This window comes from Rhizobium ecuadorense (assembly GCF_001187535.1).
GTDB lineage: Bacteria > Pseudomonadota > Alphaproteobacteria > Rhizobiales > Rhizobiaceae > Rhizobium > Rhizobium ecuadorense.
This window is the reverse complement of sequence record NZ_LFIO01001107.1, coordinates 132,017-148,637: the sequence shown is the minus strand read 5'-3', so window position 1 is coordinate 148,637 and position 16,621 is coordinate 132,017. Positions and strand designations below refer to the sequence as shown.

15 protein-coding genes are annotated in these 16,621 nt (G+C 62.5%); 13 read left to right on the top strand and 2 right to left on the bottom strand.

Annotated elements, in window-relative coordinates; genetic code table 11:
* Positions 1–55 precede the first annotated feature (55 nt).
* The 13 genes from AF337_RS22915 (at position 56) to AF337_RS22855 (ending at position 14,588) form a co-directional block, all read left to right on the top strand.
* Positions 56–1,105, top strand: coding sequence for a GGDEF domain-containing protein (locus AF337_RS22915; protein WP_049733945.1), 1,050 nt, complete (start codon positions 56–58; stop codon positions 1,103–1,105).
* Between the two features lie 154 nt (positions 1,106–1,259).
* Complete coding sequence (locus AF337_RS22910) at positions 1,260–3,143, top strand: ABC-F family ATP-binding cassette domain-containing protein (protein WP_049734137.1); 1,884 nt, start codon at positions 1,260–1,262, stop codon at positions 3,141–3,143.
* Positions 3,144–3,320: 177 nt separating this feature from the next.
* Positions 3,321–4,163, top strand: coding sequence for a polysaccharide deacetylase family protein (locus AF337_RS22905; protein WP_049733944.1), 843 nt, complete (start codon positions 3,321–3,323; stop codon positions 4,161–4,163).
* A gap of 135 nt (positions 4,164–4,298) precedes the next feature.
* A complete protein-coding gene (locus AF337_RS22900; protein WP_049733943.1) occupies positions 4,299–4,883 on the top strand; it encodes a TetR/AcrR family transcriptional regulator in 585 nt (194 codons plus the stop codon).
* Positions 4,884–4,990: 107 nt separating this feature from the next.
* Positions 4,991–5,821: a transporter substrate-binding domain-containing protein gene (locus AF337_RS22895; protein ID WP_049733942.1), complete on the top strand. Its 831-nt coding sequence runs from the start codon at positions 4,991–4,993 to the stop codon at positions 5,819–5,821.
* 26 nt (positions 5,822–5,847) lie between these two features.
* A complete protein-coding gene (locus tag AF337_RS22890; protein WP_049733941.1) occupies positions 5,848–6,594 on the top strand; it encodes an amino acid ABC transporter permease in 747 nt (248 codons plus the stop codon).
* Positions 6,591–7,382, top strand: a complete 792-nt coding sequence (locus tag AF337_RS22885; RefSeq protein ID WP_049733940.1) for an amino acid ABC transporter permease — start codon at positions 6,591–6,593, stop codon at positions 7,380–7,382. Before AF337_RS22890 ends, AF337_RS22885 begins: the two co-directional genes overlap by 4 nt.
* A 4-nt stretch (positions 7,383–7,386) precedes the next feature.
* A complete protein-coding gene (locus tag AF337_RS22880; protein ID WP_049733939.1) occupies positions 7,387–8,172 on the top strand; it encodes an amino acid ABC transporter ATP-binding protein in 786 nt (261 codons plus the stop codon).
* A gap of 9 nt (positions 8,173–8,181) precedes the next feature.
* Positions 8,182–9,540, top strand: a complete 1,359-nt coding sequence (locus AF337_RS22875) for an MmgE/PrpD family protein (protein ID WP_049733938.1) — start codon at positions 8,182–8,184, stop codon at positions 9,538–9,540.
* A gap of 14 nt (positions 9,541–9,554) precedes the next feature.
* Complete coding sequence (locus AF337_RS22870) at positions 9,555–10,859, top strand: LLM class flavin-dependent oxidoreductase (RefSeq protein WP_049734136.1); 1,305 nt, start codon at positions 9,555–9,557, stop codon at positions 10,857–10,859.
* Between the two features lie 81 nt (positions 10,860–10,940).
* A complete protein-coding gene (locus AF337_RS22865) occupies positions 10,941–12,983 on the top strand; it encodes a prolyl oligopeptidase family serine peptidase (protein ID WP_049733937.1) in 2,043 nt (680 codons plus the stop codon).
* A 114-nt stretch (positions 12,984–13,097) separates the two neighbouring features.
* Complete coding sequence (locus AF337_RS22860; protein ID WP_049733936.1) at positions 13,098–14,024, top strand: Gfo/Idh/MocA family protein; 927 nt, start codon at positions 13,098–13,100, stop codon at positions 14,022–14,024.
* 69 nt (positions 14,025–14,093) lie between these two features.
* A complete protein-coding gene (locus AF337_RS22855) occupies positions 14,094–14,588 on the top strand; it encodes a hypothetical protein (protein WP_049733935.1) in 495 nt (164 codons plus the stop codon).
* Positions 14,589–14,612: 24 nt separating this feature from the next.
* On the opposite strand, the gene AF337_RS22850 is transcribed toward AF337_RS22855, so the two are convergent.
* A complete protein-coding gene (locus tag AF337_RS22850; protein WP_049733934.1) occupies positions 14,613–15,062 on the bottom strand; it encodes a DNA polymerase III subunit chi in 450 nt (149 codons plus the stop codon).
* Positions 15,062–16,552 (bottom strand): leucyl aminopeptidase, encoded by a 1,491-nt coding sequence (locus tag AF337_RS22845; protein ID WP_049733933.1) that lies wholly within the window; start codon positions 16,550–16,552, stop codon positions 15,062–15,064. The genes AF337_RS22850 and AF337_RS22845 overlap by 1 nt, the downstream gene beginning before the upstream one ends.
* Positions 16,553–16,621: the final 69 nt, after the last annotated feature.

Below are 16,621 nucleotides of genomic sequence, written 5' to 3'. Positions count from 1 at the left end.
AAAGCCTTGCAGGCATAGCGGAATGAAGGGAAAAGCCGGGCTGCGAGGGATTGTCATGCAGAATGCAAGCGCAAACACTTTGGTGCCGCGCGAGGCGGCGCACCCGACGCCTATGGCCGACATTCAGAGGATCGCCCAGCACCTGGCGCGGCTGAACGTTGCGGCGCTGCCGCGCAACTACGAACTCTTTCATGAGGCGATCATCGGGCTCAATGCCGGTCTTGCCCAGGATATCGCAGCACTCGGGCCGCAGCCGCAACAGGCGATGCTCGACGAACTCGGATTGAAATACCGCCTTGTCGGCCATTGCGGTCTGGCCGGCGAGACGTCGCGCAACGAGGCGAGCCGGATGCTGCGCGAGGTGGCGAAGAGGCTTGCCGAGGGGCTGCGGCACAAAGACGCCTTTGCGCGCGCCTGCGGTACGATCCTGAAATCGGTTTCCGGCAACGACAACCAGAGCCTTGCCGCCTTCCTCGGCGAGGTCGATTATCTCTCCGCCTCGCTGGCCACGGTGCTGTCGGCGGAAACGGAGATCGCGGCTAAGCTGCAGGACGACATCAAGAGGCTGGAAACGCTGGAGCGCGGCATTTCGGCGATGCAGTCGGCCGCCGTCGCCGACCGGATCACCGGACTTCCGAACCGCATCGCGCTGCACCGCGAGATCGCCGATCTCTATGAGCGCGAAGAAGGTTTCGCCGGCAGCGCGCTTGTTATGGTCGACATCGACAATTTCACCGATCTCAACGACAGATACGGCACCCAGGCCGGCAACAAGCTCTTGAAGAAGCTCGCAGCCCTCTTCCGCAAATCGGTCAAGAAGAACGACTTCGTCGCCCGCACCGAGGCGGACGAATTCGCTTTCCTGTTTGCCAATGTCGGCATGCAGGATGCGATGACGATCGCCGAGCGCCTTCGTGCTTCCGTCGATGACAATCTGGTCTTCGCGACCTCCGACAGGGCCGATCGCGGCAGGCTGACCATCTCGGTCGGCGTCGCACTCAGCACGGACGCGGCAACGCCCGGACAGTTGCAGGCCAATGCCCGCGTGGCGCTTCTCGCCGCGCAGACGAACCCCCGCCAGCCGGTGCAGGCTTTCGGCCACTGAAGGCGCGGACAGCGCGCCGCCGGACGGACAAGCAAGCTTGCCGTGGGACAAGCAAGCTTGCCGTGGGACAAGCAAGCTTGTCAGCGCACAAGCAAGCTTGGCGTAGGGATAAGTGCTCTTGCCTTGGCGGGCGCTTTCAGCCAAAACGCCGGCCATGATCACGCTCACCGATATTTCCGCCCGCATTGCCGGGCGCCTGCTTCTCGACAATGCCAGCATTTCGCTGCCTTCGGGCACGAAGGCGGGGCTGGTCGGGCGCAACGGCGCCGGCAAGTCCACGCTGTTTCGCGTCATTACCGGCGACCTCGGCTCGGAGACCGGATCGGTGTCGATCCCCAAGGCGGCGCGCATCGGCCAGGTGGCGCAGGAAGCACCGGCGACCGAGCAATCCCTGATCGAGATCGTGCTTTCAGCCGACAAGGAACGCGCGGCCCTCGTGGCCGAGGCGGAAACGGCGACCGATCCGCACCGCATCGCCGAAATCCAGATGCGCCTTGTCGATATCGACGCGCATTCGGCCGAGGCGCGCGCCGCGAGCATTCTTGCCGGCCTCGGCTTCGACCAGGCGGCGCAAGCCCGCCCCGCCTCTTCCTTCTCAGGCGGCTGGCGCATGCGCGTGGCGCTTGCCGCCGTGCTGTTTTCCGAGCCGGACCTGCTGCTGCTCGACGAACCCACAAACTATCTCGACCTCGAAGGCACGTTGTGGCTGGAAGACTATGTCCGCCGCTATCCGCACACCGTCATCATCATCAGCCACGACCGCGACCTCCTGAACAACGCAGTCAACGCAATCGTCCATCTCGACCAGAAGAAGCTGACCTTCTATCGCGGCGGCTACGACCAGTTCGAGCGGCAGAAAGCGGAAGCCGACGAGCTGCAGACCAAGGCCAAGGCCAAGAACGATGCGGCGCGCAAACATCTGCAGGGCTTCATCGATCGCTTCAAGGCCAAGGCCTCCAAGGCCCGGCAGGCGCAATCGCGCGTCAAGGCGCTCGAGCGCATGGGAACGGTCGCCGCGGTCATCGAGGATCACGTACAGCCGATCACTTTTCCCGAGCCGGAAAAGCAGCCGGCCTCGCCGATCGTTGCGATCCAGAGCGGCGCCGTCGGCTACGAACCCGGCAATCCGATCCTGAAGAACCTCAACCTGCGCATCGACAATGACGACCGCATCGCCCTGCTCGGCTCGAACGGCAACGGCAAATCGACCTTCGCCAAATTCATCTCCGGCCGGCTTGCGCCGGAAAGCGGCGAAGTGAAGCTGGCGCCGAGCCTGAAGATCGGCTTCTTCGCGCAGCACCAGCTCGACGACCTCATTCCCGAGCAATCGCCGGTGGAACATGTGCGCCGGTTGATGCCCGGCGCGCCGGAGCCCAAGGTGCGCGCCCGCGTCGCCCAAATGGGACTTGCGACCGAGAAGATGGCAACCGCCGCCAAGGATCTTTCCGGCGGCGAGAAAGCCCGGCTGCTGATGGGGCTCGCCGCCTTCAATGCGCCCAATCTGCTGATCCTCGACGAACCGACGAACCATCTCGATATCGACAGCCGCCGGGCGCTGATCGAGGCGCTGAACGATTACGAAGGCGCCGTCATCCTGATCTCGCATGACCGTCACCTCATCGAAGCGACGGTCGACCGGCTGTGGCTGGTCAATGGCGGCACGGTGACGACCTTCGAAGGCGACATGGACGAATACCGCGACCTGATCGTTACCTCGGGTAAAAAAAAAGAAGAAAAGCCGCAGCTGACTGAGGATGCGACGTCGAAGGCCGACCAGCGCAAGCTCAATGCCGAACGTCGCGCCTCGCTGACGCCGCTCAAGAAAAAGATCAACGAAATCGAATCCTTGACGGCGAAGCTGGAGAAACAGATTCAGGCGCTTGACGCGGAACTTGCAGATCCCGCCCTTTACGAAAAGACGCCCGCCAAGGCGGCCGAGAAAGCAAAGCAGCGCGGCGAGGCTGCGGCCAAGCTGGCTGCCGCCGAGGAAGACTGGCTGATGCTTTCGGCCGAATACGAAGAAGCCATGGCGGGATAGCCACATCCTTAGAGCATGATGTCGCCCGAAAACCGCTGACACTTTTCGGCATCATGCCCCGTTCAAAGCGTGGCGAAGTGCCGCGCATCGGCACAATTCCGGCCACCATCAACCAATCGTTAACCATAATTCGAAAGGTTGTCTCAACATTCGTTACCGATTTGTTGAGCCCTTTCGATGTATCGCTTTTTTATTCTGTCCTGCATGGCCCTCACGGCCACCCTGTCTGCCTGCAGCACCACCAAACAGGCCCCGGATACATCGATCAAGACCTCCTCGGTAATTGCGCCCGAGGCGCGGAAACTTGCCTATGCCGGCGACGATGCGCCGCCGCGCATGACCGGCTGGCACCACCTGGCCGGACGGACGCTGGAGGTCTCCTCGCTCGGCGGTCTCAAGCTGCAGGACAAGGAAGTGATCCTGAGCTTCGACGACGGCCCGATCCCCGGCCGGACCGACAAGGTGCTGGCAATCCTCGACCAGTTCGGCGTCAAGGGCGCCTTCATGATGGTCGGCGAAATGGCCGAAATGCATCCGACGCTGGCCCGCAAGGTCGCCGAGGACGGCAACACGATCGGCAGTCACACCTATGACCACGCCGATCTGACTTCGCTTGATTTCGACGCGGCGATGGCCGAGGTGATCAAAGGCGAAATGGCGGTGACCAAGGCGACGGGAACCGACGTCTCCTTCTTCCGCTTCCCCTATCTTGCCGAAAGCCACAGGCTGCGTGCCGCCATCGCCATGCGGGATATGGTGGTCATGGATGTCGATATCGACAGCAAGGACTATTTCGCCATCACGCCGGCCTCCGTCACGCAGCGGACGATGGACCTGCTGCACAAGCGCGGCCGCGGCATCATCCTGATGCATGACATCCACAAACGCACGGCAACGATGCTGCCGACCCTGCTCTCGGAACTCGAAGCCGAAGGCTACAAGGTGGTGACGCTGAAGTTCAAGAAGACGCAGGCGCCGAACAATCTCGTCGCCTCGGCCGATTTCGTGACCACGCGTTAGACGAGAGGCCAATCAACGGCGTCTCGCTCGGAGGATTTTTCAAAGGTCGCAGGTATTTGAAAAAATAAAATCTATAAAAACGATCGTGATAGTGATCTTTTCGAGAAAGAACGTTCCTTCTCTCACCGGTCACCGATGCCTTTCAAAACTGCCCAATTGTCGACCCGCGGAAGAATAATCGATGCGATCAGCGACCTTTTCTACCGGCGCGGCACCTATCTGGTCGGCATCGACGAAATCGTACGGGAATTAAAAATCGCCCGCGCCACTCTCTACCGTCATTTCGACGGCAAAGAGGGTCTCATCGTCACCTATCTCAGTCACCGCCATACCTTGGTCAGCGACCAACTGGAGAAGCTCGTCGCCGGCAAAAGCAGTGCACCAGCCATTTTCGCGATCTTCGATAGCCTGGCCGACAAGACCCGCAACGAAAACTTCCGGGGCTGCGCCTTCCTCATTGCGGTGACCGAAAACCCCGGCTCGGCAGCGATCCGGGACGTGGCCCGCGCGCATAAGGCCTTTCTTCGCGAACTCTTCGGCCGGCTTGTCCCGCCAAGCCCGGCTCACGACGAGATCAGCGAGCAATTGCTCGTAGTCTACGAAGGCGTGCTTGCCGCATCGGTCCTGCGACCGGAAGCGAGGCCGGCGGAGATTGCCCGAAAGGCGGTCGCGGCTCTTCTTCAGGCCGGCGGTTTCGACGCATCCGGAGACGAGGCATGAGCGAGATCATACCCGAAGCGCCCTCCTCATCGCCGACTTCGATGTCGTCCGGACTTCTCTTTTCCATCCCTTTCTTTCCTTCTTTCGTTTCGTAATGGAGCTCAAACATGTCACATAAAATTCTGCCAAAGGCGCTTTTCGCCGTGTCGATTTCGCTGCTGGCCGCAACGCAGGCATTCGCGGACGCCACGCTTGATCGCATTAAAGCCCGCGGCACCCTCACCGTCGGCGTCATCCTGTCCGGCGCGCCGTTCGGCTATATCGATCCGACGTCGCAAACGCAGAAGGGATACAATCTCGATATCGCCAAAGCGCTGGCCGACGATCTCGGCGTCAAACTCGAGACCGTCACCGTCACGCCGCCGAACCGGGTGCAGTTTCTCCAGCAGGGCAAGGTCGATATTCTGATTGCCAACATGCAATACACCGAAGATCGCGCCAAAATCCTCGACTGGGTGCCAACGCCGTACGACCGCAGCGGCGGTGCCGCCGTCGGACGCAAGGACAGCGGCCTGAAGGATTGGGCAGATCTCAAGGGAAAGCCGGTCTGCGTTTCGCAAGGGTCGAACTACACCCAGCCGCTGATCGAAAAATACGGCGCCGAGGTAAAAGGCCTGCCGAGCCAGCCGGAGTCGCTGCTGGCGCTGCAGGGGGGCAATTGCGTGGTCGCGGTGCATGTCGGCGCAACCCTTGGCCTGCTGCTGCAGGATCGCCCTGAGGACTGGAAGGACTACGCCATTCTCTTCCCGACGGAACTGATCCCGTCCGATTCCGTCATCTGGGTTCGAAAAGGCGAAAAGGAAACGGCCGAGGCACTCGATAAGACGATCCGGCAGCTTCATACCTCCGGAAAGCTGCTGGAGTTTGCCAAGGCGAACAGGCTCAGCAACACCGAATATCTCGAGCAGGAGCGCAACACCCTGTCAGCCAGCAAATAAGACGGCGCGCGCACTGGTAGATCGACATGTGGAATAGCGGCATAACCAGCCTGTTTGTCGACCTGACGAACAGGCTCGGCCTGAATTACGAGTTTCTGGCAACCGGCTACGAGGCTGAGATATGGCGTGACGGTTTCATAACCACGCTCTATCTGATCGCCTTACTGATCCCGGTCAGCCTGATTGCCGGACTGCTGTTTGCCGCCTGCCTGACATCGGGCAGGCTCTGGCTCTCGGCGCCGGTGCGCGCCTTCGTGGAGATCACCCGAAACACGCCGACGCTGGTGCAACTGATGTTCAGCTTCCTCGTCCTCAATACCTTCGTGTCGAACCTTGTCGGCGGCGCGCAGAACAATCCGTTGACGCCGTTCTTCTGGGTGGTGGCGGTGGTCGGGCTGCACATTGCCGCCTTGCATGCCGAGGCGATCCGCGCCGGCATCGAAGCGGTTCCGGCCTCGACCGTGGAAGCGGCGCGCGGCATCGGCTTCAGCAAGCTGCAGATCCTTCGTTACGTCGAAATTCCCCTGGCGTTCCGGGCGTCGCTGCCGGCGATGATCAACAACCTCATCAACCTGGTGAAACTGACGACGGTGGGCAATGCGATCGCGGTCAGCGAGATTACCTATGCCTCGATCATGGTGTGGACACAGCGCGACAATGTGTTGTCGTTGATGATCGTCATCCTGCTGTTCTTCAGCATCATCAATCTCGTCATCGCCCGCGTCGGCCTGTGGGTGGAACGCAAGCTCGCCGTTCCGGGATATGGCCTATGACGACGGTGGCGCTTTCCGAGCCGCGCAAGAGCGGCCACCTGCTGCGCAATATCGGCTTCGCAGCACTCCCGGCCGTCATTCTCCTCTGGTCGCTGGCCGATCTCACCCTGGGGCGCGAACTGGCGGAGTGGATCCCGTATCTCGCCTCCGGCTTCCTGATGAACGTCGTCATCAGCCTCAGCGCGATGACACTCGGAACAATGGTCGGAATCATATTCGGCATTCTTCAACTGGTGCCCTACAGGCCGGTGCGCTACCCGGTCGTCGCCTATGTGCAGGCCTTCCGCAATGCCCCGCATCTCGTGCTGATTTTCGCCACGACTTACATCTTTCCCTTCGAGATCGTCGTGTTCGGCAATTACCTGCCCTTCCCCGACTGGCTGAAGGCGGTGATCGGGCTTGCCATACCGGCCAGCGCCTATGTGGCCGAAATCACCCGTGGCGCCATCCTTTCCATCCCGACCACGCAATGGGAAGCGGCAAAAGGGCTTGGTTTTTCGCGCAGCCAGGCGCTGCGCTGGATCATTCTACCGCAATGCCTGCGGCGCTCGCTGCCGCCATGGATGAACATATTGGCCTCCATCACCATGGGCACGTCGCTTGCCTCGCTGGTCGGCGTGCATGAACTCTTACATGCGGCAACCGATGCCAGCACGGCGGTGCGCCGGCTCGATTTCACGATCATCGCCTATATCGTGGTGATGGCCGCCTTTTTCACGCTTTGCTACCCGATCGCCCGCCTGACCCGACGCCTCGAGCGGCGCTTCAACGCGGCCTCCAGGATTTGAGACGATGAACGCAAAAAGCGACGACACGATCGTGCGACTGGAAGACGTGCACCTTTCCTTCGGTCAGACCGAGGTGCTGAGGGGCATCGAACTGACCGTCAACAGAGGCAATGCGGTTTCCATCATCGGCCCATCCGGCTCGGGAAAGTCGACGATCCTGCGCTGCATCAACGCACTGGTGACGCCGCAGCGCGGCCGCATCACGGTCGGCGGCACCCGCGTCGACCAGCTGGCCACGGAAAGCGAGCGCATTGCGCTGCGCAAGCGCGTCGGCATCGTCTTTCAGCAATATAATCTTTTTCCTCACCTGACGGTTCTGGACAATATCGTGCTGGCCCCGACCCGCATCCTCGGCGTCGCGCGGGACAAGGCAGAAAAACTTGCGCGCGAACTGCTCGAAAAGGTGCGGCTCTCCGAAAAAGCAGGCGCCTATCCCGGCCAGCTTTCCGGCGGCCAGCAGCAGCGCGTGGCGATTGCCCGCGCGCTGGCGATGAAGCCGGAACTGGTGCTGTTCGACGAAGTGACCTCGGCGCTCGACCCCGAGACTGTCGGCGAAGTGCTGTGGGTGATCCGCGACCTCATCCGCGACGGCATGACCAGCATCCTGGTGACCCATGAAATGCGCTTCGCCGAGGAGATCAGCGACACCGTCGTCTTCACCGAGAACGGACGCATCGTCGACCACGGCTCCCCCGAAGAAATATTCCATACGTTCGACAATCCCCGTATCCGCCAATTCGTCGGCGGCCTAGCCGGCGGGCGCGGAATGGAGCGCGGCGAAGGCATCTAGGATATTGTCATGACGAGAACATTCGCACCGCTAACCTCGGCATTCGCGCAGGCGATCATCTCCTCGGACCCGTCGAAGGATCCCGCGGCGATGGGCGCGGCCCGCCTGGCGATCATCGATTTTCTCGCCTGCGCGATTGCCGGCGCCCGCGACAACACGACCGGCCTTCTGGCCGATGCCGTCGGCGCCGATCTGCCGGGTGAGGCGATCCTGATTGGAAGCCCGCGCCGAACCGATCCGCTGGCGGCTGCGGTCGTCAACGGCTATGCCGGTCATGTGCTCGACTATGACGACGTGCATGCAAGCGTGCGTGGCCATCCAACGACGGTGATCGTTCCGGCGCTGCTGGCGTTGGCCGCCGGGCGCGCGTTTTCCGCGGAGGCGCTGGTCGCCTCCTATATCGTCGGGCTCGAAGCCATGGCGCGGCTGGGATTGTCGCTCGGCTCGAAACACTACGAGAAGGGTTTCCATGCCACGGCAACGCTCGGCACGATGGGCGCGGCAGCCGCAATTGCCCATCTCAAGCGCGCCTCTGCGGACGAGACCACCATTGCACTGGGCCTTGCAGCAACGCAGTCCTCCGGCCTGCGGCTGCAGTTCGGCAAGGACGCCAAACCATTTCATGCCGGCATGGCGGCGCGATCCGGTCTGTTGTCGGCGCGATTGGCTGGGGCGGGTTTTGGCGGCGCGTCCGATTTTCTCGACAATCCGGTCGGCTTCCATTCGGTTTTTGCCTTCGGCGCGGAACGCCTGTCCGCCTTGACCGAGAACTGGGGCTCACCCTGGCAGATCGTCGCGCCCGGGCTGACGCTGAAGGCCTATCCCTGCTGCACCGCCAGCCATCCGGTCGCTTCTCTCGGCATCGACCTCAACCGCGAAGGCCTGCGCGCAGACGCAATCGAGCACATCACCTTCACCTATCCCCCCGGTGCCGATGCAGCCTTGGTGGTGAGCGAGCCCACCAACGGGATCGAGGCCCGCTTCAGCCCGGAATATGTGTTCGCGGCGGCCCTGATCGACGGCGCCTTGCGGCTCGATCACTTTGACGGGCAGCCGGTCGAGCCACGTCTGATGGCGCTCGCCAAGCGCACCGGCCGCCGCCATGACGAGGCCGCGCCGCGCATGTCGAGCGATCCACAGACCCGCTTCGTGATCGTCGATATCGCGCTTGCCGACGGCAGCACGATACAGCGCCGTTTCGACGGCCTGCCGGGGCTGACCAATCCGACGGAAAAATTTCGTGGCGCGACCGGTCGTCATCAGGCCTTCGCCGACATCCCCTCGCTCGTCCGGACAATGCACAGCACCGCCGACCTTGCCCAACTCCTGGCGCTGCTCAACCAAGACGCCGCCCAAGACCTCGTTTGACGAAAGATTTTGCCATGACCCGCAAGAGAGAAATCCATCTGGGCCTGTTCCTGCAAGGGGCAGGCCACCACGTATCCGGCTGGCGTCACCCTGACGCCGAGGCGGGAAGCGAGAATTTCGGCCTGTTGAGGCGCGTGTGTGAGATCGCTGAAGCGGCGAAATTCGATATGGTCTTCCTGGCCGATGGATTGACCAGCGGCATCGATGCGCATCCCTCGACGATCGCCCGTTTCGAACCGCTGACGCTGCTTTCGGCGCTGGCCGTGGTGACCGACAAGATCGGCCTGGCGGCAACGGCTTCGACGACCTACGGCGAGCCCTACCACACCGCCCGCGCCTTCGCCTCGATCGACCATCTGAGCCATGGCCGCGCCGCCTGGAATATCGTCACGACCTCCTATGCCCGCACGGCGAACAATTTCTCCAAAGCCCATCCCGAGCATGACGAGCGCTACGCCGTGGCCGAGGAATTTGTCGACGTCGTGCGCGGGCTCTGGGACAGCTGGGACGACGATGCCTTCGTCAAGGACAAGCAGAGCGGCGTCTACGCCGACCCGGCCAAGCTCCGTGTCCTCGATCACAAGGGCAAGTATTTCTCCGTCAAGGGTCCGCTGAATATTCCGCGTGCACCGCAGGGCCACCCGATCCTGATCCAGGCCGGCTCGTCCGGACCGGGCCAGGATCTTGCCGCCCGCACCGCCGACGTGGTGTTCACCGCGCAGCAGAGCCTCGAAGAGGCGCAGGCTTTTTACAGAAGCCTCAAGGAGCGTGTCGCTCGTTTCGGGCGCCAGCCGGACGACGTCGCCGTCATGCCTGGTTTTCTGCCGGTAATCGGCCGCACGGCCAAGGAAGCCGCGGACAAACTTGCAGAACTCGACAGGTGGACGGACATCAAAAGCGCCATGCCGCTTCTGGAAGAACGCATCGGCCACAGCCTTGCCGAATACGATCTCGACGGCCCCCTGCCCGATCTGCCGATCTCAGATCAGTTGCGCAGCCGCGCCGAACTGCTGATGGCGCTGGCAAGGCGCGAGGATCTGACCATCCGGCAGCTGGCGCTGCGCGTCGCCGCCGGCCGCGGCCATCATATCGTCCTTGGCACGCCGGTCGAAATCGCCGACAGGATGCAGCAATGGTTCGACAGCCGAGCCGCCGATGGCTTCAACATCATGCCGCCCTTCTTCCCCGGAGGCCTGGAAGACTTCACGCAGCTGGTGGTGCCGATCCTGCAGGAGCGCGGCCTGTTCCGCAGGGAATATGGCGGCTCAACCCTTCGCGAGCATCTGGGCCTGACGCGGCCTGCGCCAATTTCGCCCTAACTCTGCGAAATATTGGCTCCTGCACAATTCAAAATGCTACAGCGTCTGAAAAGACGCGAAACAGGAGCCGGCAGGTCAGCTATGAACCTTCATCTCGAAACGGACGACGATCCGCGCACCCGCCAGTTCATCGACGGATATAACCGGGTTTCGGACGCGGCACTCAGAACAGCTGAATTCGCCCGGGATCGCGATGCGATCAAGGCGCTGATCGAGCGGCAGGACCGGCTGATCGTGCCGATACGCCGCGGCGGCTGGCTGTTCGATTTCCGGCAGAGCAAGGACAATCCGCTCGGCGTCTGGCTCCGTCTGCCTGAAGACCAGGAGCCGCGGCCGGATGCCGATTGGGAGCCGGTCTTCGATCTCGATGCCTTCTGCGTCAGTGAAGGCAAGCGCTGGAACTGGCGCGGCGCCGTCACCTGCCCGTGGGAGCCGACCCGGGTGCTGCTCACCCTTTCGGACGGCGGCTCCGATCTTCTCCGGCTGCTCGAATTCGACGCCGAGAGCAAACAGATCGTCGAGGGCGGTTTCGATACGCCGGCCGCACGATCGCATGCCAACTGGCTGAGCCGCGACGAGATCTGCTATTTCGGCTCCATCGACCGATTTTCGGCGACCCGTTCCGGATGGCCGCGCGTCGGGCGGCGATTGAAGCGCGGCCAGCGGCCGGAAGAGGCCGCGATCATATTCGAAGCCGCCGACGAGGACGTCTATGCCTCCAAACTCGTCATCGACCCCGCCCAGTCGGGCGCTTCGGCGCATGCGGGCGTGATCGACATTTTCGTCGCCGCCCATGAGATCGGCGTGGCCAGCGCCTTCCTGACCGCCGACGACGGCACGCAGCGGCGCATCGATCTGCCCAAGGAATCGGACTTTCAGTTCAATCGCGATCACTGCCTCTGGCGGGCAAAGACCGATGAACGCGTGCCCACCGGCAGCCTGGTGCTGCAGCGCTTCAATCCGGGCTCGGAGACAGATCCGCTCGGGCCGGAGCGGATCCTGTTTCAGCCTGGCGAGGGCCAGTCGATCTCGCAGCTGATGCTGATGCGCGAGTGGTGCGTCTTCATCATCTCCGATCGGCTGCGCCCGCGTCTGATGGTGCTTGATCTGACGAAGCCCGATGCCGAACAGCGCGAGATCGCGCTGCCGGCGGACATGCAGACGGCTCATTTCAGGCCGCTCTATGCGGATCTGCATCTTGGCGACGATACGCTGTGCATCATCGGCCAGGGCTTCCTGCAGCCTCCGGCCTGTTACCGACTCGAGCTGTCGGACCGCAGCAAGCAGGCCGAGCCGATTTTCATCGCCGCGGCACCCAGCTATTTCGATGCGACCGGCATGTCATCCGAACTGCTGGAGGCGGTTTCCGAGGACGGAACCAGGGTTGCCTATCGGCTGGTCCTGCCGAAGCAATGGACCAAGGGCGCGCTGCCGGTGCTGCTTTACGGCTATGGTGGCTTCGATGTTTCGCTGTCGCCAACCTATTCCGGCGTGACAGGACGCTGGCTGGAGCAGGGCGGCGCCTATGTGCAGGCCTATATCCGCGGCGGCGGCGAATTCGGGCCCGACTGGTATCGCAGCGCCAAGCGGCAGGGGCGAGACAGGGCGTTTGCCGATTTCGTCGCCATCGCCCGCGATCTTGTCGCCCGCGGCTACACCGTGCCGTCGCGGATCGCCTGCCAGGGCGGCAGCAATGGCGGCCTGCTGACCGGCGTGATGCTGACGCGTTACCCGGACGATTTCGGCGCCGTCTGGTGCCAGGTGCCAGTGCTCGACATGACACGCTTCCACCTGTTCAGCGCCGGGCAGGCCTGGATGGACGAATATGGCGATCCGGAGATATCAGCGGATAGGGATTTCATGCTCGGCTACTCGCCGCTTCACAATGTCAGACCGGCGACCGAGATCAGCTATCCGCCGATCTATATCGAAAGCTCGGCCAATGACGACCGGGTGCATCCCTCGCATGCGCGCCGCTTCGCCGCGCGGCTGGAGGAAGCCGGACACCGGCCGCTCTTCCATGAATTCGGCTCGGGCGGGCATGGCGGCGACGGCAATTCCGAAGAGCGCGCCGCCCGCGCGGCCATGGGTTACAGCTTCCTTCGCCAAACTATCATGAGGTAAGACGGCCATCATGCGGTAGGATAGAATAGAATGAAGGGGGAGAGCTTGTCGGCGCTCTCCTTTCTGCTAAAAGAAGCGCAATAAATCATACTTTTTACAGGCTCGAGCGAAACCATGTCTCCTATCAACCTCGCCATCGTCGGCGTCGGCAAGATCGTCCGCGACCAGCACCTCCCTTCCATCGCCAAGAACGCCGATTTCAAGCTCGTCGCCACGGCAAGCCGTCATGGCACGGTCGAAGGCATCAACAGCTATACGACGATCGAGGCGATGCTCGACGCCGAGCCATCGATCGATGCGGTGTCGCTCTGCATGCCGCCGCAGTATCGCTACGAAGCGGCTTATAAGGCGCTCGTCGCCGGCAAGCACGTCTTCCTGGAAAAGCCGCCCGGCGCGACGCTCAGCGAAGTGGCCGATCTCGAGGCGCTTGCGAGCCAGCAGGGCGCGTCGCTGTTTGCCAGCTGGCATTCGCGCTATGCGCCGGCCGTCGGGGCCGCCAAGGCGTTTCTGGCTTCGACGACGATCAAAAGCGTGCATGTGATCTGGAAAGAAGATGTACGCCACTGGCATCCGAACCAGGACTGGATCTGGCAGGCCGGCGGCCTCGGCGTTTTCGATCCCGGCATCAACGCGCTGTCGATCGTCACCCATATCCTGCCGCGACCGATCTTCATCACTGAGGCCGTGCTCGAATTTCCTGAAAACCGCGATGCGCCCATCGCGTCCGACATTCGTTTCCGCGATGCCGACGGCCTGCCGGTTCATGCCGAATTCGACTGGCGCCAGACCGGCAAGCAGAGCTGGGACATCGTCGCGGAGACGGCGGCTGGCCAGATGGTTCTCGCCGAAGGCGGCGCCAAGCTTTCCATCGACGGCACGCTGACCTTTGCCGAGCCGGAGCAGGAATATCCCTCCCTCTACCGCCGCTTTGCCGAAATCATCAGAGCCGGCACCTCCGATGTGGATCTGGCGCCGCTGCGCCACGTCGCCGACGCCTTCATGCTCGGCAAGCGGAAATTCGTGGACGCGTTCCACGACTGAGCCATTGGCGGCTTTGGGACGCCATCTTGGACTTTTGCAGGCTTATGACAGTTGTTTCGGGGGCTCCGCATGAGCAGCAAGACCCGCCGCAAGGGTCAGGTTTTTCGTAGGCTGACAATCGGCGCCCTCCTGGCGCCGGTTCTCGGCATCGCCGCATGTTCGGACGAACAGGTCGTCATGCCTGCCGATGCGCCGGGCATTTCCCGATCGGAGGAATATTCGTTCGGTTCGGCGACCCAGGCGCAGGACTGGCGAGCGGCCAGAACGGTGCTGGACCAGCTGGAAGCCCAGTTCGGCCAGAAATCCATGCGCATCCTGGCGCGCAATCTCGACAGCGCCGCCGATCCCCAGATCCTCAAAGCTCATTATGCCGAACGCCTGGCGGGCTGGACGGAAATGCCGCTGAACAGTTTTGCCGAGCGGGCATGGGCTTTTGCGTTCGTCAGTCCGAATGGAGATCGGGTTTTGGCGGTGGAGGCACTCAAAGCCTCGGAAAGTGCCGGGGGAATCGTGCCGCTCAATATCCTCACCAATCTCGACGACGACAAAGGCTTGACGCGGTAACGCGCCACCGCCGCGGTGACACGCTCAAGCCTTCTTCTCCCACCGCCCTTCCGGCGTCTGCTGCCAATAGGTGAGGTTATGCCCCTCGCCTTTCAGCTTCTTCCATTGCGCCCGGGCGGCCTCCAGTTGCGCCTGGTCGTGGCCGTCGAACATGAAGACAACGCGCTCATAGGCATCGACCGGCGGCGGCTCGGCGCCGTCGATGACGAAACGCACGGTCGCAGCATTGGCATTGCCTGGGGTCACCGTCAAAAGCACGGGCTGGCTTTCGGCGAAATCGCCCTCGTCGGTGCCGTGCGGCAGAAAACTCTCCTCGCGAAACGTCCAGAGATGCGCGTCGAGAGCATCGCGCCGCGCCGGCTCACGCGTCTGAACGGCGACGCGCCAGCCGCGCTCGACGCTTTTGTCGATCAGCGGCGGAAGCGCGTCTTCTAGCCTGGTTTCGGTCAGATGATAAAAGAGAACGTCCGTCATCAGGCTTCATAATGGGCGCGAACGAGCTCGTCGAGCAGGCGCACGCCGAAACCGGAACCCCAGGACTGGTTGATCTCGTCCTGCGGCGAGCCCATCGCCGTGCCGGCGATGTCGAGATGCGCCCAGGGCGTGTCCTGTACGAAGCGCTTGATGAAATGCGCGGCAGTGATCGAGCCGGCCTGCCGGCCGCCAGTGTTCTTCATGTCGGCGAACTTGCTGTCGATCAGCTTGTCGTAATCCTTGCCGAGCGGCATGCGCCAGAGCTTCTCGTTTGTGGAAAGGCCAGCTGCCGTCAGTTGCGCGGAAAGCTGGTCGTCATTGGAGAACAGACCGGCATGCCCGCTACCGAGCGCCACGACGATGGCGCCGGTCAGCGTGGCGAGATTGATCATGAACTGCGGCTTGAAACGATCGTTGCAGTACCAGAGGGCATCGCAGAGCACGAGGCGGCCTTCGGCATCGGTATTGATCACCTCGATCGTCTGGCCGGACATCGAAGTGACGATATCGCCAGGACGCTGGGCGTTGCCGTCAGGCATGTTCTCGACCAGGCCGATGACGCCGACGGCGTTGACGGCGGCCTTGCGGGCGGCGAGCACATGCATGAGGCCGGTGACGGCTGCCGCCCCCCCCATATCGCCCTTCATGTCCTCCATGCCGGCGGCCGGCTTGATCGAAATGCCGCCGGTATCGAAGACGACACCCTTGCCGATGAAGGCGATGGGACGATCCTTGGCTTTGCCGCCTTTCCACTGCATGACCGCCAGGCGCGGCGGGCGCACGGAGCCCTGGGCAACGCCGAGAAGGGCGCCCATGCCGAAACGGCGCATTTCCTTCTCGGTCAGGATGTCGACTTCGACGCCGAGCTTTTCCAGCTCCTTCGCCTTGGCGGCAAATTCGACGGGGCCGAGCACGTTCGGCGGTTCGTTGACGAGGTCACGGGCAAGATTGACGCCGCCGGCAATGGCTTCGGAATCGGAAAACGCCTTCTTGGCGCCGGCCGGATCGGCGGTGACGATCGTCACCTTCACGGATTTCCCCGCCTTTTCCTCGTCGTCGCTCTTCTTCGTCTTGTAGCTATCGAAACTATAGGCGCGCAGCAGCATGCCGAGCGCGAAATCGGCGGCTGCCCGCACGCTCGTCTGAAGACCAGGCACGTCGATGAACACGGCAGCCTTGTCGGTATTCTTGATTTTCGCTGCCGCACTGCCGCCGGCCTTCAGCCAGTCATGGGCGGTGAGGTCGGCGGCCTTGCCGAGCCCGATGACGACGATGCGCTCGACGGATGCGCCTTCCGGGGCGACGATATCGAGCGCGCTCATGGATTTCGCGGAGAATCTGGAGATCCTGGCGGCCTTGGCGATCACGCCCGCCGGATCGACTGTTTCGGCGCCGGCAGCGCTGTCGGCTTCGCCGGTCTTCAGCAGGATCGCCAGGCCGCCGGTGAGCTTTACCGATTTTGAAAATGAGATTTCGAACTTTGCTGACATGTCTTCTCCGCAGGGATTCTTTGAAATCCGTTCCCGGCGGATAATTTCGCGTTTGGCGGGTCTGTCAAT